This is a genomic window from Micromonospora aridisoli (assembly GCF_056150025.1).
Map to the genome: position 1 here is coordinate 432451 of NZ_JAXCFK010000004.1, position 21594 is coordinate 454044.

Here is a 21594-nt window from a genome sequence, read left to right on the forward strand (position 1 = left end):
TTCCGGTGCGTCGTCTCTCCCCAGGGCCGGCTACCCCCGGGTGGTGGTCGCGCGCGCCGGGGCCACAGGGCAGGATGTTCGGCATGAGCGAGCGGAGCGAGGCGTCCGGCGTGCCGGGCAGCGGCCTGGTCAAGGGACTGGCCGTCACGCTGAAGACGATGACGAAGCGCTCGACCACCCAGCAGTACCCGGATGTGGCCCCAGACCTGCCGCCCCGCTCGCGTGGGGTGATCGCGTTGCTGGAGGAGAACTGCACGGTCTGCATGCTCTGCGCCCGCGAGTGTCCGGACTGGTGCATCTACATCGACTCGCACAAGGAGGAGGTCGCGGTGCCGGGCGCCGCCCGGGCCCGGCAGCGCAACGTGCTCGACCGGTTCGACATCGACTTCTCCCTCTGCATGTACTGCGGCATCTGCATCGAGGTCTGCCCCTTCGACGCGCTCTACTGGTCGCCGGAGTTCGAGTACGCCGAGTACGACATCAAGGATCTGCTGCACGACAAGGACCATCTGGGCGAGTGGATGGCCACGGTGCCGCCGCCGCCGGCCCACGACCCGAACGGCGAGCCGGCCAAGGAGGAGACCGCCGCCGCGCGCAAGGCCGCCCTCCCCGGCACGCCCGCCGCCCGACCGAGCACCCCGGCGGTACGCCCAGAGCGTCGACCCACGGCGGACGGCGACGGCGAAGGTACGCCCGCGTGACCGGGGTGGACGCGCTGCTGCTCGCCCTCGGTGCGGTGGCGGTCGGCTCCGGGGTGCTGGTGGTGGCGACCCGACATCTGGTTCGTGCCGGGCTCTACCTGGTGGTCTGCCTCGGCGCGGTGGCCGGCATGTACCTGGTGCTCACCGCCGAGCTGGTCGCCTGGGTGCAGGTGCTGATCTACGTCGGCGCGGTGGTGGTGCTGCTGCTGTTCGCCGTGATGCTGACCCGCGCGCCGATCGGCGCCTCGGACGATCTGGACCGCCCCGGCTGGCCGGCCGCGTTGATCGGCGGTGGGGTGGGGCTCGGGCTGGCCGCGCTGCTGGTCGACGCCTACCGCTGGACGACGGTCGAGCTGCCCGAGGCGGGCACCGCCGAGCGCATCGGTGAGCAGGTCTTCAGCAGTTGGGTGCTGCCCTTCGAGGTGCTGTCGGTGCTGCTGCTCTCCGCGCTGGTGGGTGCGATCGTGCTGTCCCGTCCCGACATCGGTGCCACCCGCACCGACCGCCCAGGTGCCGGCGACGGGGGGAGGTCGCGGTGAGACCGGTCATCCCGTACGTCACCGCCGCGCTTCTGTTCGGCCTCGGGGTGTACGGCGTACTGCGGCGACGCAACGCGGTGCTGGTGCTGATGGCCGTCGAGCTGATGCTCAACGCGGTGAACCTGATCCTGGTCACCGCCGACACCACGGCCCGGGCGGTACTGCCGCACGGTGGGCAGGTCTTCGCCCTCTTCGTGATCGTGCTGGCCGCCGCCGAGATCGGGGTTGGCCTGGCAATCGTGCTCCAGCTCTACCGGATGCGGGCCAGCGTCGTCGTCGACGAGATCCCGTTGGCCGAACGGCCCGCGGAGGAGCCGGTCGCCGCCACCACGAGCGGCGGCGCGGCCGGACCCGCACCGGAGGGACCGCGGTGACCGCCACGACGCTGGGTGCGCTGCTGCCGGTCGTACCGTTGCTGGCCGGTCTGACCGGGCTGCTGCTGCCGCCGTCGCCGCGAGGCGCGACCATCGGCCAGGAGACCGCCCGCCGTGCCGCCGTGGCCCTCGGCGTGGCCGGCGCGGCCGGTGCCCTCGCCATCGCGGTGGTCCTGCTGCTGACCCTGGACGGGCCGGCCGAGTCCGCCACCACCTGGATCGAGCTGGGCGGGCTCACCGTCACCCTCGGGGTACGCCTCGACGGCGCCGCCGCCCTGGTCGCCGTCGCGGTCACCACGGTCGCCCTGGCCGTGCAGGTCTACTCCACCGGCTACCTCAAGCGGGGTCCGCACGACGACGTCGACGTCGACCACCGCTACCCGCCGTACGCGGCGCAGGTGAGCCTCTTCACCGCCGCCATGCTGCTGGTGGTGGTCTCCGGCGACCTGATCCTGCTGCTGGTCGGCTGGGAGGTGATGGGACTCTGCTCCTATCTGCTCATCGCCCACGACCGGCGGCTGCCGGAGGCTCCGGCAGCCGCGATGAAGGCGTTCCTGGTGACCCGGGTCGGTGACGTCGGCTTCCTGCTCGGCATCGCCCTGCTCGGCGTCTCGGCGGGCAGCTTCCGGATCGCCGACGTGCTCGCCCACGACCACGGCAGCGCCACGCTCACCGCCGCCTGTCTGCTGCTGCTCGCGGGGGTGGCCGGCAAGAGCGCCCAGTTCCCGCTGCACACCTGGCTGCCCGACGCGATGGCCGGCCCGACCCCGATCTCCGCGCTGATCCACGCCGCGACCATGGTCGCCGCCGGCGTGTACGCGGTCACGAGGCTGTGGCCGCTCTTCGAGGCCACCCCGACCGTGTTGGCCGTGCTCGGCGTGATGGCCTCGGTGACCCTGCTGCTCGGCGCGCTGGCCGCCACCGCGCAGGACGACATCAAGCGGGTGCTCGCCTGGTCGACGGTGTCGCAGATCGGCTACATGACGGGGGCGCTCGCCGTCGGCTCCCCACCGGCCGCGCTGTTCCACCTGCTCACGCACGCGGCGTTCAAGGCGCTGCTGTTCCTCGCCGCCGGTGCGGTCATCCACGCCGTCGGCACCACGCTGATGTCCCGGATGGGTGGGCTGCGGCAGAGCATGCCGGTGACCTTCTGGTGCACCGTGATCGGCCTAGGCGCGCTGGCCGGCGTACCACCGCTCAGCGGCTTCTGGAGCAAGGAGGGGGTGCTGGCCGCCGCGGAGGACGCGCTGCTCGGCCACGGCCCGGCACCGGCCTGGGTGGGTTGGCTGGTGTTCCTCTCCGGGCTGGTCGGGGTGGCGATCACCGCCTGGTACGCCACCCGCCTGCTGTTGCGGACCTTCTTCGGCACCGCCCGCCTACCGCTGGCCCGCCCGCACGACCCGCCCGCGACGCTGCGCTGGCCGGTGCTGCTGCTCGCCGTGCCGGCCGGGCTGCTCGGCCTGGCCGGGTTCTCGCCCTGGTTCACCGACCGGCTGCTGTCCACCGCCACGCCCGGTGACCTGGGCGTACCGGCTCTGCTGCACGTCGGGCCGCTGATGCTGCTGCCGCTGGCGTTGCTGCTCGTCGGGGTCGGGCTGGCGTGGGCCGGGTGGCGGCGGGACCGCACCGCCGATCCGGCGGCGGCGCTGGGTCCGCTGCGGCCGGTCCTCGCCCGCGCGTTCCGGCTCGACGACGTGCAGCACACCCTGGTCGTACGCCCGACGACCGCGCTGGGTCGGCTGGCCCGTTCGGCCGACGAGCGGCTGGTCGACGGCGCGGTCACCGGCACCGGGCGCGCCGCCCGCGCCCTCGGTGGTGGGCTCGGTGCCCTGCACCGGGCGGCGCTGCCCCGGGCCGTCGCCGCGGTCCTGGCCGGCGCGCTGCTGATCGGCCTGGCCGCCGCCCTGATCGGAGTCACCGCATGAGCGAGCGAACCGTCGGCACCGGCTCGGTGGCGTGGCACGACCCCACCGGGCGTACCGGCGGCGCCGGCCCGGCCGACGGTGCGGAAGCGGCCACGCACACCGGGGTGACGGCATGACGTCCGGAGAGTTCCTGCTGCTCGCGGTGCTCACGGTGCCGGCACTCGGCGCGCTGGCCGTGGCGGCCACCCCACGCGACCGGGCCGCCCGGCTGGTGGGCACGATCGCCGCCGCACTGACCCTGGTAGCGGCGGTGGCGTTGGTCGCCGGCCGGAACCAGGGCTGGACGGCATACACCGCCACCGCCCCGGCGGTGCGTCCCTGGCACTCGATCGACCTGCCCTGGGTGCCGGGGCTGGACCTGCGCTTCCACCTGGGTGTGGACGGCATCTCCTGGCCGCTGGTGGTGCTCACCGCCCTGCTCACCCTGCTCTGCTGCGGCTACAGCCTCTGGCGCGTGCCCGGCGGGGGCGACGGCCGGGCCCTGGTGGCGCTGCTGCTGGTCGTCGAGGTCGGCATCCTCGGTACCTTCCTCGCCCTCGACCTGGTGCTGTTCTTCCTCTTCTTCGAGGTCGTCCTGCTGCCGATGTACGCGATCATCGTCGGTTGGGGAGGTGACGGCGCCGACCCGGCGTCGCGCGACGCCCGCCGGCGGGCGGGGCGGAAGTTCGCCCTCTACACCCTCTTCGGTTCGGTGCTGCTGCTGGTCGGCGTGTACGTCGTGGTGGCCGCCGCCGGCACCGCCGACATCGTGGCGCTGACCGGCGGTACCGAGCTGTCCCGGGCCACCCAGCTGGCGGCCTTCACCCTGCTCGCGCTGGCCTTCGCGGTGAAGAGCCCACTGTGGCCGCTGCACTCGTGGCTGCCCGACGCGCACACCCAGGCACCCACCGTCGGCAGCGTGCTGCTCGCCGGGGTGCTGCTGAAGATGGGCACGTACGGCCTGATCCGGGTCGCCGTCGGGGTGGCCCCCGAGGGGGCCCGGTGGGCGGCACCGGTGCTCGGCGTGCTCGCCGTCGCCGCCATCCTGGTCGGTTCGCTGGTCTGCCTGGCACAGACCGAACTGAAACGGCTGATCGCGTACTCCAGCGTGGGACACATGGGCTTCGTCCTGCTGGGGATCGCCACCCTGACCGCCACCGGTATCCAGGCGGCGCTGATCGGCAACGTCGCCCACGGCATCATCACCGGCCTGCTGTTCTTCCTGGCCGGGGCGATCAAGGACCGTACCCACACCGGTGCGCTCAGCGAGTTGTCCGGGCTGCGGGAGACCGCCCCGCGCCTGTCCGGGCTGCTCGCCTTCGCGGCGGTCGCCTCGCTGGGGCTGCCCGGGCTCGCCGGTTTCTGGGGCGAGGCGTTCGCCGTGGTCGCCGCCGTCGAGTCCGGTGGTGCGCTGTGGACCACGCTGGCGGTGCTGGCCGCGATCGGCGGGGCGCTGACGGCGGCGTACCTGCTGCGGCTGCTGCGGCGGGTGACGCACGGCCGGCCCACCCCGGCGGTCGCCGCGCTCGGGCCCGGGCTGGCCGGAGCGGAGCTGGTCGCCTGGGCGCCGCTGGTGCTGCTCGCCCTGGCCGTCGGGCTGGCCCCGACCCTGGTGCTGGGCGTCGCCGAAGCTCCGGTCGAGGCCCTGATGGGGGTGGTGGCGCGATGAGCGGATCGAGTCTGGCGCAGACCGTCGACCACGTGGCGCTGCTGCCCGCGTACCTGGCCGCCGGGACGGCGGTGCTGGTGCTCCTGGTGGACCTGCTGCTGGCCCGACCGTCGGCGACCGTGGTCACGGCGGCCGCCGGGGCGGTCGCCACCGCCGTCGGGGCGGCGGCGGTCGGTTCGGGGCTCGAACGGCGTTCGTTCTGCGTCGGCACCGACTGTTCGTACGTCTTCGGGGGCCGGGCCGCCCTGGTCGCCGCCCTGGTGCCGCTGCTGGTCCTCGGGGTACTGGCGCTGTCCGGGCCACTGCTGCGGGCCGGGCAGACCCCGGTGGGGGAGTTCTGCTTCCTGCTCGCCTGTTCGATGACCGGTGGCGTGGTGCTCGGCGCGGCCGGTGACCTGATCACGTTGATCGTCGCGGTGGAGGTGCTCACCCTGCCGCTGTACGTCCTGGTCGGGCTGCGCCGGGGGAGCCTGGCCAGCGCCGAGGCGGCGGTGACGTTCTTCGTGGTCAGCGTGGTCGCCACCACGCTGACCCTGCTCGGTGCCGCGCTGCTGTACGCGGTCACCGGCGGGCTGCACCTGGAACGGCTGGGCGGCCTGCTGGCCGACGAGACGCTGACCGACCTGCCGTTGACCACGGTCGCGGTGACGCTGGTGGTGGCGGGGCTGGCGTTCAAGGTGGCGGCGGTGCCGTTCCACGCCTGGGCGCCGGCCACCTACGACGGTGCGCCGCTACCGGTGGCCGCGTACCTGTCGACCGCGTCCAAGCTCGGCGGGGTGGTCGCCCTGCTGGCGGTCGTGCGGCACGCGCTGCCGCCGGAGGTGACCGGGCCGGTGCTCGCCCTGGTCGCCGTGCTGACCATGACCGTCGGCAACCTGGTGGCGCTGCGCCAGCGGCGTACGGTGCGGCTGCTCGCCTGGTCCTCGGTGGCCCAGGCCGGCTACATCCTCGCCCCGCTCGGCGCGCTGGCCCTGACCGCCGACGCAGCCGCCCGCACCGGCGCGTACGCCGCCGCCCTGGCGTACGCCGTCTTCTTCGTGCTGCTGGAACTGGCGGCCTTCGCCGGCGTGGTGGCCCTCCGCCCGGCCGGTGCCGACGGCGGCAGTCTCGACGACCTGCGCGGCGCGGCGCGGCGGCACCCGTGGGTCGGTGCCGGCCTGGCCTTCGCGCTGATCGGCCTCGCCGGCCTGCCGCCCGGCCTGGCCGGATTGTTCGCCAAGGTGACGGTGGTCCGGTCGCTGCTCGGTAGCGGCGCGGGCTGGCTCGCCCTGGTGGTGGCGGTGAACGCGGTCATCGGCCTGGCCTACTACCTGCGGGTCGCCGCGCTGCTGTACGCGCCGGCCGGCGAGGTGGCGGGTTCCGCGATCCGGCCGGCCCGGGCGGTGGCCGCCGCGCTGGCGGTGGCGACCGTGGTCGCCCTGGTGGTCGGCTTCGCGCCGCAGGTGGTGCTCGACCTCGCCGGGAGCTGAGCCGGGCGCATTCCCGTCGGAGACCGTCGTTCAGGTAACTCTCAGTCATGAGACGGATGGTTGACGGGTACCGGTGTGTTGTACCGGTCAGCGGATCACCGCGTCCGTGCACCGAAGGAGTGATCGTGCACCACAACCGTCTGAAGACCGCCGCGCTGCTCGGCCTGCTCACCTCGCTGATCCTGGCGGTGGGCTACTGGTTCGGCGGCAGTGGCGGCCTGGTCATCGCAGTACTCGTGTCGCTGGTGATGAACGGCGTCACCTACTTCTACTCCGACAAGCTGGCACTTCGCTCGATGCGGGCGCAACCGGTCAGCGAGGCCCAGTTCCCCGAGCTGTACCACATGGTTCGGGAGTTGGCCGCCGAGGCCCGGCAGCCTATGCCCCGGCTCTACGTGAGCCCGACCGCCCAGCCCAACGCGTTCGCCACCGGACGCAACCCGCAGAACGCGGCGGTCTGCGTCACCCAGGGGATCGTCGAGCTGCTCGACTACCGGGAGCTGCGGGGCGTCATCGGCCACGAGCTGTCCCACGTATACAACCGGGACATCCTCATCTCCAGCGTGGCCGCCGGCCTGGCCGGCATCATCACCATGCTGGCGAACCTCGCCCTGTTCATTCCGCTGGGCAACAGCGACGAGGACGGTCCGAACCCGCTGGTCCTGCTCCTCACCATCATCCTTGGGCCGATCGCCGCGACGGTCATCCAACTGGCGATCAGCCGGAGCCGCGAGTTCCAGGCGGACGCCTCGGGTGCCGAGCTCACCCGGGACCCGCTGGCGCTGGCCAGCGCCCTGCGGAAGATCCACATGGGTGCCCAGCGGCGGCCACTGCCGGCCGAGGGGCAGCTCACCAGCACCGCACACCTGATGATCGCCAACCCCTTCCGGGGTGGCGGCGTGGCGGCTCTCTTCGCCACGCACCCGCCGATGGAGCAGCGGGTTGCCCGGTTGGAGCAACTGGCGGCCCAGATGGGTCCGGTCCGCTACCAGCGCTGACCGTTGGGACCAGCGTCGGCCGGCCTCGTCCGGTCCGCAGTCCCGTCGGTTCGGTCTGACCCCTTCGCCGCCCGCGCCCGGTACGACCGGCGCGGGCGGCGCCGTCTCGTCGGGGTTGGAGGGCGGCCTGACCTGCGGTACGTCGGCCGGGCGGCGGCCCGCCCCGCAGGATGCGGTATCCCGGGCAGTCGGATCGGCTGGAGGCCGCGGGTTGCCGCGTCCTGGGCAGTCCGGATCGGCTGGACGGCGCAGGGGTGCCGCAGCGGGGAGCAGCTTGCCGGCCCACGGACGCGGCGGCCTGGGCCGGATGGCGGGTGAGCGCCGCCACAGGCCCCGACCAGGCCGCCGGCCGGGTGCCGGGCGTTAGGGTCTAACCGAGTCTCGCTCATTACATCTCGTGGAGGTCCGCTGTGGCTGGGCTGCGCCGGTATCTGGCCGTCTGGCAGATCCCGGGCGCGCCGACCCTGCTGATCACCGGCATCATCGGGCGCCTCGGGATCGGCATGACGCCGTTGGCGCTGCTGCTCGTCGTGGAACAGGTCACCGGCCGCTACTCGTTGGCGGCCGTTGCCGGTGGCTGCTACGCCCTCTCCGGTGCCGCCCTGAGTCCGGTGGCGGGCCGGATCGCCGACCGGATCGGACCCACCCCGGTGCTGCTCGGCACCGCGATCGCCCACCCGCTGGCCCTGATCGGGCTGCTCTGGGCGGCCCGGTCCGACGCCGCTCCCTTCACGCTGGTCCTGCTCGCCGCGGCGCTGGCCGGTGCGACGTACCCGCCGATGACCGCCGCGATCCGGGGCGCCTGGAACGACCTGACCAACGTCGAATCGGGTCGGTACCACCTGCGCAACACCGCCCTCGCCGCCGAGACCACCCTGTTCGAGATCGTCTTCGTGCTCGGCCCGCTCCTGGTGGCCGGCTTCATCCTGGTCGCCGACGCCGGGGCGGCGCTGGTCGGTGCGGCGGTGGTGACCCTGGTCGGCACCGTGGCGGTTGCGCTCGGCCAGGCCATGCGCGGCTGGCGTCCGCACGCCCGGGAGCACCACGCCCGCGGCCTCGGCCCGCTGCGCGTCGCCGGCTTCCCGGCACTGCTGCTCTGCGTGGCCAGCCTCGGCATCGCCTTCGGTGCGGCCGGCGTCACCGTCCCGGCGTTCGCCACCCGCTACACCCCGGACGACCCGGACAGCCTCGCCGGCGTGCTCCTGGCCGTCTGGGGGGTCGGCAGCGCGATCGGCGGGTTCTGGTTCGGCGTCCGCCGGCCGGCACGCAACATGACCCGCCTCTTCGCCTGGCTGCTCGCCGGGGTCGCCGGCAGCTTCGCCGTCTTCGCCGTCATGCCCACGCCAGGCGCGCTGGGCGTCGCCCTGCTGATCGGCGGGGCCACCATCGCGCCCGCGCTGACCCTGGAGAACACCCTGGTCGGGCGGATCTCGCCGGCCGGCATGCTGAACGAGGCGTACACCTGGGTGGTGACCATGTCGGTCGGGGCGAGCGCACTCGGCGGCGCGGTCTCCGGCCTGATCGTCGACCATGCCGGCGGCGTGCCCTGGGCCTTCCTGTTCGCCGGGGCGGCCGTCGCCGTCGGGGCGGCGGTGGCGGCGCTGCCCGCCGGCCCCATCGCCCGCGCGGAGGCCGCCTCGGTACGCCTCGACTCCCCGGCGGCGGTCTGATCCGCCCGTCGCCGGGTATGTCACCGCCGTGTTCGCCTTCTTCTCCAACCGGCTGGGCTGCCTGGGTTCGCTCCTGGTCAGCGCGATCCTCACCGTCCTGCTGCTGCTGATCTTCGGCCGCTGACCGGTGTGTCCCCGGTAGCATCCCGGCCGGACACGCGGAAGGCGGTGACCATGGAGCTGAGGACGTTCACGGCAGCACAGGCGTCGGCCGTGGCGGGTTGGGCCGCCACGACCGAGGAGTGCCTACGCTGGTGCTCGCGGGAAACGGTTTCGCCGGAGACCGTCGCGGCGTGGGCAGCGGCGGCCGACGTGATCGCTTACGTCGCGGTCGAGGACGGCCAGACGGTCGCGTACGGGGAACTCTGGCCGGACGACGACGAGGCCGAGGTCGAACTGGCCCGCCTGATCGTGGCCCCCTCGCGGCGGGGCCGGGGCGTCGGCCGCCGATTCGTCACCATGCTCACCGAGGCGGCCTGCGCCCGACACCCTGCCGTCTTCATGCGCGTGCATCCGGAGAACGCGCCGGCGCTGCACTGCTACGCCGAGGCCGGGTTCGTGCCCGTGCCGCAACAGCAGGCCGACGAGTGGAACGTGGGCCAGCCCGTACGCTACGTCTGGCTACGCCACCAGCCCACGGCCTGAACGTCACTCACCGGTAGTTGGTGAACTGGAGAGCGACGCCGAAGTCCTCCGCCTTGAGAAGCGTGATGACCGCCTGAAGGTCGTCCTTCTTCTTGCCGGTGACGCGCAGCTGGTCACCCTGGATCTGGGCCTGGACGCCCTTGGGGCCCTCGTCGCGGATCTTCTTGCTGATCGCCTTCGCCTTGTCCTGGTCGATCCCCTGGATGACCTTGGCGTCGATCTTGAACACCTTGCCCGACGAACGCGGATCTCCCGCGTCCAACGACTTCAGCGAGATGTTCCGCTTGATCAGCTTCTCCTTGAACACCTCCAACGCGGCCCGGACCCGCTCCTCGGTCTCCGCCTGGAGGCTGATCACCTCCTCGCCCGACCAGGAGATCCCCGCGCCCGTGCCCCGAAAATCGAACCGCGTCCCGAGCTCCTTCTCCGCCTGCCGGAGGGCGTTGTCGACCTCCTGGCGGTCGACCTTGCTCACGATGTCGAACGACGGGTTCGCTGCCATACTCATGCTCCTGCTGTCCGGCTGGTTTGTGATCCTTTGGCCCTGGTTGCCCAGGGGTGCGACTCCCTGACGGTACCCGGTTGCGGCAGCGCCGAGTGGAGCCGCTATCCTTGCTTCCGCCGCCGCGCCACGGTGCGGTGGTACGCCCTGGCGGGTTGCCCGAGCGGCCAATGGGAGCGGACTGTAAATCCGTCGCGAAAGCTACAGAGGTTCGAATCCTCTACCCGCCACCAGGTGCGACAACGACCCCTGACCAGCAGAGATGCTGATCGGGGGTCGTTTCTCGTTGAGCTAGCTCGGTCCGGCTGGTTCAACCGGCCGAGCAGACACTCGAAAGCCCTTCGAGCGACTCGTAATCGTGTGGTCGATACCGGCGTACGAGGGACCAGCCGGGGCTGCGTTCCGCCCCTGCGGTGACTCATCGTCGCGCCGATTCGCGTCAAGCTTTGGCCAGGAGTGCCAGTTGGTCGACTTCCGTCCCTGTCGCCGTCGGTGTCGGGTCTACGCCAATTTCGTGACTGTTTGACCGTTGACCAGCGGCCATGTAGCGGCAAGAGTGGGTAGGGCGGCGTGCAGGCGGCTTACCGGTTTGCGGTTTCCCGACCGGTAAGCCCTGATCGCGAGGCTTGTCGTTTTGCGCATACATCGATGCCTGGCCGCGACGTGAGTGGCCCTGGGATCAGCCGACGATGGCAGATCGCACGTACGGGGGTTGGGGCATGCCCGATCGTCCGCTTTCCCGGCTGCTCAGGCTGTGGCACGATCGGCGTGCCCGTCGCTACACCCCCCGAAGGCAGGAGTCCTCCCGATGTCTCGTCGAAGGAGTGGTCGACTGTTCGCCGCGATCGCGGCGACCGCTGTACTTGCTGCCGTGAGCGCCGCCCTGATCGGGCTCGACGAGATGCGGTTGTCCGGCATCGAGTGGGGGCTCGGCATCGAGTGGGGTGTGGCCCCGGAGGCCGCGAACGGCATCGAGTGGGGGGCACCTGCGCTTCACGAGGCTGCCGTCCCGAACGCAGACTGACTCGTACCGTACGCCGCGCCGGCCCTAACGGTTAGGGGAACTTTGCGTGCCGGCTAGAGAGGCGCCTCGACGCCCGATAACGAGTGCCTGGCTGATAACGGCTCCCCTGGCCGTGCTTGCCGTGCTGAGCACCGTCCTGTTGAGTTTCTCGGCGGAGATCGGCGAGCGCGATCTGCTCTTGGCGGCGCTGTTGCTCGTCGTGATGATCGTGGCCGGGATCCCCACCCTGAGCTTCGTGGTCCGGCGACAGGCCGTCGTCGTCACCCTCACCGAGATACCCCTGGTTCTGGCGTTCTTCAGTCTCACCCCGGTGCTCGTGGTGACGATCGCGACCGTGGCGGCCGTCATCACCCAGGCCTACCGGCGGTACGCACCGCCGAAGCTGTGGTTCAACGTGGCCCGGGACGCCGCCGCCGTGTCGGTGGCAGGGCTCGTCGTCGCTGCGGCCGCGCCGCTCGACGGTGTCGGTCCCGCGACCTGGGCGGTTCTCTTCGGCGCGATCACAGCGAACAGTCTGATCAGCCTGGCCGCGGTGGTTGGCGTGATCACCCTGCTGCAGGGCTGGCAGGGCTCCCGGGAAACGGCCGGTACGGCCGCCCAGGTTTTCCTCACCGCGGCGCTGAATCTCGCGGTCGGCCTGCTGATCCTCATCACCCTGGCCAGCACCCTGTGGTCGATCCTGCTGCTGGGGGCGATCACCGTCGCGGGCGCCCTGCTCTACCGGTCCTACTCGCGCTTCCTTCGGCAGCACCGCACGCTCGGCGACATGTACGAACTGACCCGCGCGATGGCCAGTGCCGGTGCGGAGGGGAGCCTCGCCGACATCCTGCTGGGCCGGATCCGGGCGCTGATGCAGGCCGAGTACGCCACCCTGTGGCTGCCGGCCCAGGGCCGCCACCCGGAGGTGCTGCTCACTGCCCGGCTGGATGACCAGGGTCTGCTGGATGTGGCCCAGACCCCCGTGCTGGTCCGTCAGCGCACGCTGGAGTCCGGCCAGACCCTGGCGTCCGGGCGGCTGCTCGGCGGTGACCTGGAACTGCGACGGGAACTGGCCCGTCGGCAGGTCAAGGACGTCATCGCCGTACCGCTGCGCTCCGGGCAGGTGGTCATCGGCACGCTCGAGGTGGTGAACCGCCTCAGCGACGTGGGCAACTTCGCCCCGGCCGACGTTCCCGTCTTCGAGACGGTCGCCGCGCATGCCGCGGTCGCGTTGGAGAATTCCCGGCTGGTCAACCGACTGCGGCACGATGCGTACCACGACGGGCTCACGAAACTACCCAACCGCCGCCGCATCCTCGGTGCGCTGGCCGAGGCGGTTCGGATCCGGGCTCCCGGCGAGGTGGTCGCGCTGCTGCTCTTCGACGTCGACCGGCTGCGCCAGGTCAACGAGTCCCTCGGCCACGCGGCGGGAGACAAGGTCCTGGTGGAGGTCGCCGACCGGCTGCGCGGCTGTGTGCCCTCGGCGGCGTTGGTCGGGCGCGCGGGTGGCGACGAGTTCCTGGTAACCCTGCGGCTGGAGAGCGCGGAGGCGGCGGTGGAGCTCGCCGGGCAGCTGCGGGAACAGATCCGCGACGAGATGGTCTTCGACGCGCTCACGCTGGACGTGGACACGGCGGTCGGGGTGGTCGTGCATCCGGACCATGGCGACGACCCGGCCACCCTGCTGCAACGGGTGGATGTGGCCGCGACGGCGGCCAAGACGGTCCCGGGCAGCGTGCAGCTGTACACGCCGGCGCTGGAGTCGCGGTCGCTGCACCGGCTCGGCCTCGCCGGCGACCTGCGCAGCGCCCTCGACAACGGCGAGCTGGAGGTCTACTACCAACCCAAGGTGACGCTGCGGGACCGCCGGCTCATCGGGGTCGAGTGCCTGGCTCGCTGGGAGCACCCGATGCACGGCTCGGTCGCCCCGGAGGATTTCGTCGCCGTCGCCGAGCACACGGGCCAACTGGGGCGGCTCACCGAGTTCGTGCTCCGGGAAGGCCTGCGGCACAGCCGGGACTGGGCGCACGGCGGCCAGTCGCTCGCCGTCGCGGTCAATCTCTCCGCGCGTACGCTCACCGACCAGCACTTTCCGGAGCGGGTTCGGGAACTGCTGGAGGAGTACGACGTACCGGCGCAACTGCTGACCCTGGAGATCCCGGAGGCCGGCGTGTTGGACGGCACCGACCGCCCCATCCCGAGCCTGCGCCGCCTGCGGGACCTCGGCGTACGGCTTTCGGTGGACGATTTCGGCACCGGCAGCTCGTCGCTGGCCCATCTGCGTCGCCTGCCGGTGCACGAGGTCAAGGTCGACCACTCCTTCGTACAGGGCATGGCGACCGATCCGGGGGACCTGGCCATCGTCAACGCCGTGGTCACCCTCTCCCAACAGTTCGGGCTCACGGTGGTGGCCGAGGGCGTGGAGAGCGAGCTGACCCTGGAGCTGCTCCAGGACATCGGCTGCGAGGTCGGGCAGGGGTTCCTGTTCAGCCGCCCGCTGCCCTTCGAGCGGCTGGAGGCGTGGTTCGGCGCTCAGATCGACCCGGAGTCGATCTCCAGCAGTGAGCTCCCGCGGCTGCGTGTGGTGCCCTGAGCTGCTCCTACGCCCCTGCCGGGGATCCGATTTCACCAGCACGTTGGGGCCGTGTACTCTTACCTCTGCGCGGGCACCGAGTGATCGCGCAGGCCCCCTTAGCTCAGTCGGCAGAGCGTCTCCATGGTAAGGAGAAGGTCTACGGTTCGATTCCGTAAGGGGGCTCAGAGGGTCCGGCTGGGCCCACCGCGGCGGTGTAGCTCAGATGGCAGAGCAAGCGGCTCATAATCGCTGTGTCGCCGGTTCAAGTCCGGCCACCGCTACTCTCATCCGCCCCGGAGGATCTCCGGTGGTCGGTGGGACGGGCGCCACAGGCGCCCGCTTTGCGTGTCCGCCCAGGTGGCGCGTAGGCTTTAGCGCCGTAGTTGTATCCGTTATCGAGGAAGGCACTCCGCCGTGGCGAAGGCGACCGATGTCCGGCCGAAGATCACTTTGGCGTGTGTGGAGTGCAAGGAGCGCAACTACATCACGCGCAAGAACCGTCGTAACGACCCGGACCGCATCGAGCTGAAGAAGTTCTGCCCCCGGGACGGACGGCACACCGTTCACCGCGAGACGCGCTGAACCTGCCCGGGCCGATCGGCCCGGCTTCGCACGTGTCACGATCGCCGGTCCGGACGGACGGCGCGGCCTGAGCCGTCGCCGACCGCTCGGATCGGCGATCGTGCTTTGCGTGTAGGTTCGCGGCATGTCCCTGGACCACTCCTTCGTCGGCCGGACCTATCCGCCGACCGCCCCCTATCAGGTGGGCCGTGAGAAGATCCGCGAGTTCGCGACGGCGATCGGCGCCGAAGACGCCGCCCACCACGATCCGGAGGCGGCCCGTGCGCTGGGCTACCCGGACGTGGTCGCGCCGCCGACCTTCCCGATGGTGCTCACCATGCACGCCAACCGCCAGATGATCGAGGACCCGGCCTTCGGCATCGACTACAGCCGGGTCGTCCACGGCGACCAGCGGTTCGCGTACACCCGTCCGGTCGTGGCCGGCGACGAGCTGGTCTGCGTCAACACTGTCGAGGACATCACCAGCCGGGGCGGCCACGAGTTCGTGACCACCCGTACCGACGTCAACACGACCGCCGGCGAACCGGTGGTCACCGCCTGGATGAAGCTCGTCGTACGCGGGGAGGCCTGACGTGGAACTGCCCACCCAGACGTTCCGGGTGACCCGGGCGGACCTGATCCGCTACGCGGGGGCCTCAGGCGACTTCAACCCGATCCACTGGAGCGACCGGTTCGCCACCAAGGTGGGCCTGCCCGGTGTGATCGCCCACGGCATGTTCACCATGGCGCTCGTCGGCCGGGCGGTCACCGCCTGGGCCGGTTCGCCCGACGCGGTGGTCGACTACGGCGTGCGGTTCACCCGCCCGGTGGTGGTCCCCGACGACGACGAGGGCACCGAGATCGTGGTGACAGCGGTGGTCCGGGAGGTGACCGAGGACGGCCTGACCAGGCTGGACGTCACCGCCACGTGCCACGGCGAGAAGGTGCTGTCGCAGGCGCGGGCCACCGTGCGGACGACCGGCTGACCAGCACCGGGCGGCGCGTCGGGTAGACCGGTTGGGAAAGTCGGGTCGGTACCCGTACACTGGTCCGCCGTGGGGCAAGTGACCCCTGCCTGGTCGTGTGGCCAGGTAGGGCAAGCGTTGCCGCACAGGGGTGTAGCTCAATTGGCAGAGCAGCGGTCTCCAAAACCGCAGGCTGCAGGTTCAAGTCCTGTCACCCCTGCGCCTCAGGCCTGACCGTTCCGTGGGTCGCGCCGCCTTTCTGGTGGCGTCCGGCCCGTGGTGGTGGCATCGGCGGGGAGGTTCCGAGGCATCGGGCCTTCCGGTTGATCCGCCGGCCGCGGCCCGTCCCGGGACGGTTGGTCCGGCCGGCGTGACCAAGCGCCGCGCACGCGCACCGCGTGCGACACCGACATCCCGCGACGGAGGGCGAAGTGGCCGACAACAAGCGGCGCGGCGAGGACGCCGACGACGACCGCCTGAACGACGACGTCGTCAACGACGGCGCCGAGGACGACGCCACCGACGCGGACGAGCCGGTTTCGCGGGGTGGCACCGCCACCCGTTCGCGGGCCAGGGCGGATTCCGCGGATGGCCGTAAGACGCGTACCGACGCCGACAAGGTGGGCCTGTTCGGTCGCATCGCGCGTTTCATCCGCGAGGTCGTGGCCGAACTGCGTAAGGTCATCTGGCCGACCCGCAAGGAGCTGCTGACCTACACGGGCGTGGTGATCGCGTTCGTCGCGGTGATGCTGACGATCGTGGCCCTGCTCGACTTCGCCTTCGCCAAGGGTGTGTTGTGGGTCTTCGGCAACCCCAGCTGACCGGCTGACACGTGCCGATAGTGACGGAAGTGAGCAAGCGTGCCTGAGTACGACGAGACCGCCGAGACCCCGGACGAGCAGTCCACGGTGGCGACGGCGGCTGGTGACGAGTCGGTCGAGGCCGCCAGCGAGCCGGAGTTCGCCCTGACCGAACCCGCTCCCGAGGAGGACTTCGACCCGGTCGCGGAGCTGCGGCAGAAGCTGCGTTACGCACCGGGCGACTGGTACGTGGTGCACTCGTACGCCGGCTACGAGAACAAGGTCAAGACCAACCTCGAGACCCGGATTACGTCCCTCGACATGGAGGACTACATCTACCAGGTCGAGGTGCCGACCCGGGAAGAGGTCGAGGTCAAGAACGGCAAGCGCTCCCAGGTGCAGGCCAAGGTCTTCCCCGGCTACATCCTGGTGCGGATGGAACTGACCGCGGAGTCCTACTCCTGTGTGCGGAACACCCCCGGCGTCACCGGCTTCGTCGGCGCGACGGACCGGGCCGACCGCCCGGCCCCGCTGAGCCTCGACGAGGTGCTCAAGTGGCTGGCGCCGGCCGTCGAGACCGAGCAGAAGAAGGCCAAGCCGGAGGTCAAGGTCCTCGACTTCGAGGTCGGCGACTCGGTGACGGTCACCGACGGTGCCTTCGCCTCGCTGCCGGCCACGATCAGCGAGATCAACGCCGACCAGCAGAAGCTCAAGGTGCTGGTGTCGATCTTCGGCCGGGAGACGCCGGTGGAGTTGAACTTCAACCAGGTCGCCAAGATCTGATTCGTCGGCGACCGGCGGCGGAGGGAAACCGCCGCCGGTCGCCGTACGTCCGGTTCATCGGCCCGGGCAACCTCCGTGGCTGCCGGGATCCCGGTCTGCGCTACCCTAGAACGTCGCCGCCGTCGCATGCGCGCTGACCGTGCGCGCCTCGACGGCGGTGTCGTGTGAACCTTTCCCAGTTCCAAGCCCCAGGAAGAGACATGCCTCCGAAGAAGAAGCTCGTCAAGACGTTCACGCTTCAGCTGCCGGCGGGCCAGGCCACTCCGGCGCCGCCGGTCGGTCCCGCGCTCGGTCAGCACGGCGTGAACATCATGGAGTTCTGCAAGTCGTACAACGCGCAGACCGAGTCGCAGCGGGGCGACATCGTCCCCGCCGAGATCAGCGTGTACGAGGACCGGTCCTTCACCTTCGTGCTGAAGACCCCGCCCGCCGCCCGGCTGCTGATCAAGGCCGCCGGTGTGCAGAAGGGCTCGGGCGTCCCGCACACCCAGAAGGTCGGCTCGGTGACCCGCGCCCAGCTGCGGGAGATCGCCGAGAAGAAGATGGCCGACCTCAACGCCAACGACCTCGACCAGGCTGAGAAGATCATCGCCGGCACCGCCCGGTCGATGGGTCTGAACGTCACCGACTGACGTCGGCCAGCACCGACCCGTACGGATCGTGGGAGGGCGCGCGAGCACCGCGGCCCGCCAGAGACCACAGGAGTAGACAGAACATGCAGCGCAGCAAGAGCTACCGCAAGGCCGCCGAGGCCATCGACCGGTCCAAGCTCTACACCCCCGCCGAGGCCGTCAAGCTGGCCAAGGAGAGCACCGCCGTCAAGTTCGACGCCACGGTCGAGGTCGCGATGCGCCTCGGCGTCGACCCCCGCAAGGCGGACCAGATGGTCCGCGGCACGGTCAACCTGCCGCACGGCACCGGTAAGACCGCCCGCGTGATCGTCTTCGCCGCGGGCGCGAAGGCCGAGGAGGCCGTCGCCGCCGGTGCGGACGAGGTGGGTACCGACGAGCTGGTCGCCCGGATCCAGGGTGGCTGGCTGGAGTTCGACGCGGCGATCGCCACGCCGGACCAGATGGCCAAGATCGGCCGGATCGCGCGGATCCTGGGCCCGCGCGGTCTCATGCCGAACCCGAAGACCGGCACGGTGACCATGGACGTCACCAAGGCCGTCTCCGACATCAAGGGCGGGAAGATCACCTTCCGGGTGGACAAGCACTCGAACCTGCACCTGATCATCGGTAAGGCCTCGTTCTCGGAGGCTCAGCTGGTCGACAACTACGCGGCCGTCCTGGACGAGGTGCTGCGGGCCAAGCCGTCCGCCGCCAAGGGCAAGTACCTCAAGAAGGTCACCCTCACCACCACGATGGGCCCCGGTGTACCGGTCGACCCGAACGCGGTGAAGAACCTGCAGGAGAGCTCGGCCGACAGCTGAGCACGACCGCTGAACGCGGCCCCGCCACCCGTGGCGGGGCCGCGTTCGTCTGTCCGCTGTGGCAGGCTCACGGCATGCTGCTGGAGGACGTCGGGCTGCGGTACCACCGTCACGGCCCGTGGGTGCTGCGGCAGGTGACGGCCCGGGTCGCCGGGGGCGAGGCGGTGGTGGTGCTCGGTCGCAACGGCGTCGGCAAGTCGACGCTGCTCCAGCTCGTCGCCGGAGTCCTGCGGCCGACCCGGGGTCGGGTGGTCGACCGGCCGGCGGTCGTGGGCTGGGTGCCGGAACGCTTCCCGGCCGACCAGCCGTTCACCGTCGACGACTACCTAGCCGCGATGGCGCGGGTCGCCGGCCTCTCCCCGGCCGGGGCGGACCGGACGGTACGACGCTGGGTCGATCGACTGGGCCTCGGCCCGTTCCGCACGGTCCGGCTGTCCCAGTTGTCGAAGGGCACCGCACAGAAGGTCGGGCTGGCCCAGGCCCTGCTGCGCCCGCCCGGCCTGCTCGTCCTCGACGAACCCTGGGAGGGCCTGGACGCCGGAGCGCGTGAGCTGGTCCCGCAGGTGATCGACGAGGTGCTGGCCGACGGCGGTTCGGTGCTGGTCAGCGACCACCGGGGCGAGACGGTCCGGCTGCCGGGCGCGCGGGAGTGGACGGTGGCCGACGGGGCCGTGGTCGAGCGGTCGCCGTCGGGCGGGCCGGCGCTGGCCGTGGTCGAGCTGGAGGTCCCGGTCGGGGAACTGCCGGCCACCGTCGCCCACCTACGCGCCGAGGGCCATCGCATTCTCCGGGTACGCGGCCAGCACGCACCACCCGAGGCCACGCGGCCGGGAGCGGTCCCGCCCACCGAGGTGGCCCGGTGACCGCCCTGGTCCGATTCCGGCTAGCCGGCTTCCTGCGTACCGGACGGGCGTTGGCGCCGGTCCTGGCCGGCCTGCTCACCCTCGGGATCCTCTACGGCGGTGGCCGGGCCCAGCCGGCGGAGGCCTACGGTGTCTCAGCCGTGGTGCTCTTTCCGGTGCTGGCCTGGCAGACCAAGATCCTGCTCGACGTGGAGCCGGACGTGCAGCGGCGGCTGACCCTGGTCGCGGTCGGCCGGGCGCGGGAGCAGGCGGCCGGCCTTCTCGCCGCGGCGGTGGCCGGTCTCGGCCTGGTCGCCATCGCCCTGGTCCTCCCGTGGCTGCTCGGTGGGGTGACCGGGCCGCGCGTGCCAGGCGACCGGTCGATTCCCCTGGGTGTGGCGCTCGGTCTCTGGGCGCACCTGCTCGTCCTGCCGGCAGCCGTGGCGCTGGGTGCGCTGGCCAGCCGGGCGATCACGCGCAGCGCCGGATACGGTGTGGCGGTGCTCACCCTCGGCGCGGTCGGCGCCATGGTGTTCGGCTTCTCGAAGTCGGTGGTGCCGTGGCTGGCACCGCCACTGCTGCCCACCGCCAGGGCGCTGGCCGGACCGCTCTCCGTGCCGACCGGGCTGCTGCTCACCATGTGGGCGATGGTCTGGGCGGCGGTGGTGCTGACCGGCTATGCCCGCGCCCGCGTCCGGCGCGCCTAGGCGCCTGTGTCGGTCGCCGTTGCCCCGGCGTCAGCGGGGGCACCGGGGCGATTTGCTGGTCACCGCAGGTGTCGCGTAGCCTTGTCCGCGAAGTACCACCCAGAGACCGCTGGTCACCGTGCCCCGGCACGGTCGAAGGTTCCGCGAAGACGGGCGACCCGCGCAGGGCGGCAAGCGAACATCGGCTGCGTCATGTGGTCCGCCGACCACCTGATCCGCGCCGCCTCGCCCCGTGCGCCCTGCGCCGGGGCTTTTCTGTTGCCGCGACACCTCCGCCCCGTCACAGGCTCGCCTGCGACGGTGGCCAGCCTCGAGCAACGAGAGAGGAGGGACATGGCGGACAAGCCGATCCGGGCCGACAAGGCCACGGCCGTCGCTGAGCTGACCGAGAGCTTCCGCAGCGCGGGTGCCACCGTGCTGACCGAGTACCGCGGTCTGACGGTTTCCCAGCTCACCCAGCTGCGGCGCTCGCTCGGCAAGGAGACCAGCTACACGGTCGCCAAGAACACGCTGGCCAAGCGTGCCGCGGCGGACGCGGGCATCTCCGGCCTCGATGAGCTGTTCACCGGTCCTACCGCGCTGACTTTCGTTTCGGGCGACGTCGTCGAGGCGGCGAAGGGTCTTCGCGACTTCGCGAAGGCCAACCCGAAGCTCGTCATCAAGGGCGGCGTCTTCGAGGGCAAGGCCATTTCCGCGGCCGAGGTCACGAAGCTCGCCGACCTGGAGTCCCGCGAGGTGCTGCTGGCCAAGCTGGCCGGCGCGATGAAGGGCAACCTGAGCAAGGCCGCGGCCCTGTTCCAGGCCCCGCTGTCGAAGACCGCCCGCCTGGCGGCCGCCCTGCAGGACAAGCGCGAGAAGGAAGGCGCCGAGGCGGCCTGAGACCGCGCCGGCGCACCACGTTCTTAGTTTGAACCATTAGGAAAGGACGCCAGACATGGCGAAGCTCAGCACCGACGAGCTGCTCGACGCGTTCAAGGAGATGACGCTGATCGAGCTCTCCGAGTTCGTGAAGCAGTTCGAGGAGACCTTCGAGGTCACCGCCGCCGCCCCGGCCGCGATGATGATGGCGGGTCCGGCCACCGGTGGCGCCGCCGCCGAGGCCGAGCCGGAGAAGGACGAGTTCGACGTCATCCTCGACGCCGACGGTGGCAAGAAGATCCAGGTCATCAAGGTCGTCCGTGAGCTGACCGGCCTGGGCCTGAAGGAGGCCAAGGACCTGGTCGAGGCCGCGCCGAAGCCGGTCCTGGAGAAGGTCAACAAGGAGACCGCCGACAAGGCCAAGGCCAAGCTCGAGGGCGAGGGCGCCAAGGTCACCCTCAAGTGACCTGAGTTCTACCCGGTTCGTCCCGGCTCGGGTGAGCCGGGGCACACCACGTCGCGGGGGGGGGGGGGGGCCACCCCCCCGCGCCCCCCCCCCGGGGTGGGGGGCCCCCCCACCCCCGCCCGAGCCGGGCG

23 protein-coding genes and 4 tRNA genes are annotated in these 21594 nt (G+C 71.5%); 26 read left to right on the forward strand and 1 reads right to left on the reverse strand.

Annotation, left to right across the window (positions count from 1 at the left end; translation table 11 throughout):
• The first annotated feature begins 74 nt into the window (after positions 1–74).
• The 9 genes from SM447_RS11445 (at position 75) to SM447_RS11485 (ending at position 9969) form a co-directional block, all read left to right on the forward strand.
• A complete protein-coding gene (locus tag SM447_RS11445) occupies positions 75–701 on the forward strand; it encodes a NuoI/complex I 23 kDa subunit family protein (RefSeq protein WP_474572724.1) in 627 nt (208 codons plus the stop codon).
• Complete coding sequence (locus SM447_RS11450; RefSeq protein ID WP_474572725.1) at positions 698–1240, forward strand: NADH-quinone oxidoreductase subunit J family protein; 543 nt, start codon at positions 698–700, stop codon at positions 1238–1240. Before SM447_RS11445 ends, SM447_RS11450 begins: the two co-directional genes overlap by 4 nt.
• Positions 1237–1614, forward strand: coding sequence for an NADH-quinone oxidoreductase subunit NuoK (gene nuoK, locus SM447_RS11455; RefSeq protein WP_474572726.1), 378 nt, complete (start codon positions 1237–1239; stop codon positions 1612–1614). Before SM447_RS11450 ends, nuoK begins: the two co-directional genes overlap by 4 nt.
• Complete coding sequence (locus tag SM447_RS11460) at positions 1611–3539, forward strand: NADH-quinone oxidoreductase subunit 5 family protein (RefSeq protein ID WP_474572727.1); 1929 nt, start codon at positions 1611–1613, stop codon at positions 3537–3539. The genes nuoK and SM447_RS11460 overlap by 4 nt, the downstream gene beginning before the upstream one ends.
• Before the next feature lie 112 nt (positions 3540–3651).
• Positions 3652–5187, forward strand: a complete 1536-nt coding sequence (locus SM447_RS11465) for a complex I subunit 4 family protein (protein ID WP_474572728.1) — start codon at positions 3652–3654, stop codon at positions 5185–5187.
• Positions 5184–6656 (forward strand): NADH-quinone oxidoreductase subunit N, encoded by a 1473-nt coding sequence (locus SM447_RS11470; protein ID WP_474572729.1) that lies wholly within the window; start codon positions 5184–5186, stop codon positions 6654–6656. Before SM447_RS11465 ends, SM447_RS11470 begins: the two co-directional genes overlap by 4 nt.
• Positions 6657–6781: 125 nt before the next feature.
• The gene (gene htpX, locus SM447_RS11475) at positions 6782–7654 is read left to right on the forward strand and encodes a zinc metalloprotease HtpX (protein ID WP_474572730.1); all 873 of its coding nucleotides are present in this window, start codon (positions 6782–6784) and stop codon (positions 7652–7654) included.
• Between the two features lie 410 nt (positions 7655–8064).
• Positions 8065–9324 (forward strand): MFS transporter, encoded by a 1260-nt coding sequence (locus SM447_RS11480; RefSeq protein WP_474572731.1) that lies wholly within the window; start codon positions 8065–8067, stop codon positions 9322–9324.
• A 174-nt stretch (positions 9325–9498) separates the two neighbouring features.
• Positions 9499–9969: a GNAT family N-acetyltransferase gene (locus SM447_RS11485; protein ID WP_474572732.1), complete on the forward strand. Its 471-nt coding sequence runs from the start codon at positions 9499–9501 to the stop codon at positions 9967–9969.
• Positions 9970–9976: 7 nt separating this feature from the next.
• On the opposite strand, the gene SM447_RS11490 is transcribed toward SM447_RS11485, so the two are convergent.
• Entirely contained in the window at positions 9977–10471 is a 495-nt protein-coding gene (locus tag SM447_RS11490) for a YajQ family cyclic di-GMP-binding protein (protein WP_474572733.1), read from the reverse strand.
• 149 nt (positions 10472–10620) lie between these two features.
• On the opposite strand from SM447_RS11490, the gene SM447_RS11495 reads away from it, so the two are divergent.
• From SM447_RS11495 to rplL, 17 genes are all read left to right on the forward strand, one after another.
• Positions 10621–10704 (forward strand) — tRNA-Tyr (locus tag SM447_RS11495).
• Positions 10705–11279: 575 nt separating this feature from the next.
• Complete coding sequence (locus SM447_RS11500; protein WP_474572734.1) at positions 11280–11495, forward strand: hypothetical protein; 216 nt, start codon at positions 11280–11282, stop codon at positions 11493–11495.
• A 46-nt stretch (positions 11496–11541) separates the two neighbouring features.
• On the forward strand, positions 11542–14067 hold the full coding sequence (locus tag SM447_RS11505) for a putative bifunctional diguanylate cyclase/phosphodiesterase (protein WP_474572735.1): 2526 nt from the start codon (positions 11542–11544) through the stop codon (positions 14065–14067).
• A 92-nt stretch (positions 14068–14159) separates the two neighbouring features.
• Positions 14160–14232: transfer RNA gene (locus SM447_RS11510), tRNA-Thr, on the forward strand.
• A gap of 25 nt (positions 14233–14257) precedes the next feature.
• Positions 14258–14330, forward strand: a tRNA-Met gene (locus tag SM447_RS11515).
• Positions 14331–14463: 133 nt separating this feature from the next.
• Positions 14464–14631, forward strand: coding sequence for a 50S ribosomal protein L33 (gene rpmG, locus SM447_RS11520; RefSeq protein ID WP_007073056.1), 168 nt, complete (start codon positions 14464–14466; stop codon positions 14629–14631).
• A 124-nt stretch (positions 14632–14755) separates the two neighbouring features.
• On the forward strand, positions 14756–15202 hold the full coding sequence (locus SM447_RS11525; protein ID WP_474572736.1) for an FAS1-like dehydratase domain-containing protein: 447 nt from the start codon (positions 14756–14758) through the stop codon (positions 15200–15202).
• Between the two features lies 1 nt (position 15203).
• Entirely contained in the window at positions 15204–15596 is a 393-nt protein-coding gene (locus SM447_RS11530) for a MaoC family dehydratase (RefSeq protein WP_474572737.1), read from the forward strand.
• A 126-nt stretch (positions 15597–15722) separates the two neighbouring features.
• A tRNA-Trp gene (locus SM447_RS11535) sits at positions 15723–15795 on the forward strand.
• A 211-nt stretch (positions 15796–16006) separates the two neighbouring features.
• Positions 16007–16396: a preprotein translocase subunit SecE gene (gene secE, locus SM447_RS11540; protein ID WP_474572738.1), complete on the forward strand. Its 390-nt coding sequence runs from the start codon at positions 16007–16009 to the stop codon at positions 16394–16396.
• A 39-nt stretch (positions 16397–16435) separates the two neighbouring features.
• Positions 16436–17158 carry a transcription termination/antitermination protein NusG gene (gene nusG / locus SM447_RS11545; RefSeq protein ID WP_474572739.1) on the forward strand — a complete coding sequence of 241 codons (723 nt, stop codon included), beginning with the start codon at positions 16436–16438 and terminating at the stop codon, positions 17156–17158.
• A gap of 200 nt (positions 17159–17358) precedes the next feature.
• On the forward strand, positions 17359–17790 hold the full coding sequence (gene rplK, locus SM447_RS11550; RefSeq protein ID WP_093403591.1) for a 50S ribosomal protein L11: 432 nt from the start codon (positions 17359–17361) through the stop codon (positions 17788–17790).
• Between the two features lie 83 nt (positions 17791–17873).
• Entirely contained in the window at positions 17874–18590 is a 717-nt protein-coding gene (rplA, locus tag SM447_RS11555) for a 50S ribosomal protein L1 (protein WP_474572740.1), read from the forward strand.
• 74 nt (positions 18591–18664) lie between these two features.
• Positions 18665–19453 carry an ABC transporter ATP-binding protein gene (locus tag SM447_RS11560; RefSeq protein ID WP_474572741.1) on the forward strand — a complete coding sequence of 263 codons (789 nt, stop codon included), beginning with the start codon at positions 18665–18667 and terminating at the stop codon, positions 19451–19453.
• Positions 19450–20139, forward strand: a complete 690-nt coding sequence (locus tag SM447_RS11565; RefSeq protein ID WP_474572742.1) for a hypothetical protein — start codon at positions 19450–19452, stop codon at positions 20137–20139. Before SM447_RS11560 ends, SM447_RS11565 begins: the two co-directional genes overlap by 4 nt.
• A gap of 333 nt (positions 20140–20472) precedes the next feature.
• Complete coding sequence (rplJ, locus tag SM447_RS11570; RefSeq protein WP_013735964.1) at positions 20473–21018, forward strand: 50S ribosomal protein L10; 546 nt, start codon at positions 20473–20475, stop codon at positions 21016–21018.
• Between the two features lie 55 nt (positions 21019–21073).
• Entirely contained in the window at positions 21074–21463 is a 390-nt protein-coding gene (gene rplL, locus SM447_RS11575) for a 50S ribosomal protein L7/L12 (RefSeq protein ID WP_210829560.1), read from the forward strand.
• Positions 21464–21594: the final 131 nt, after the last annotated feature.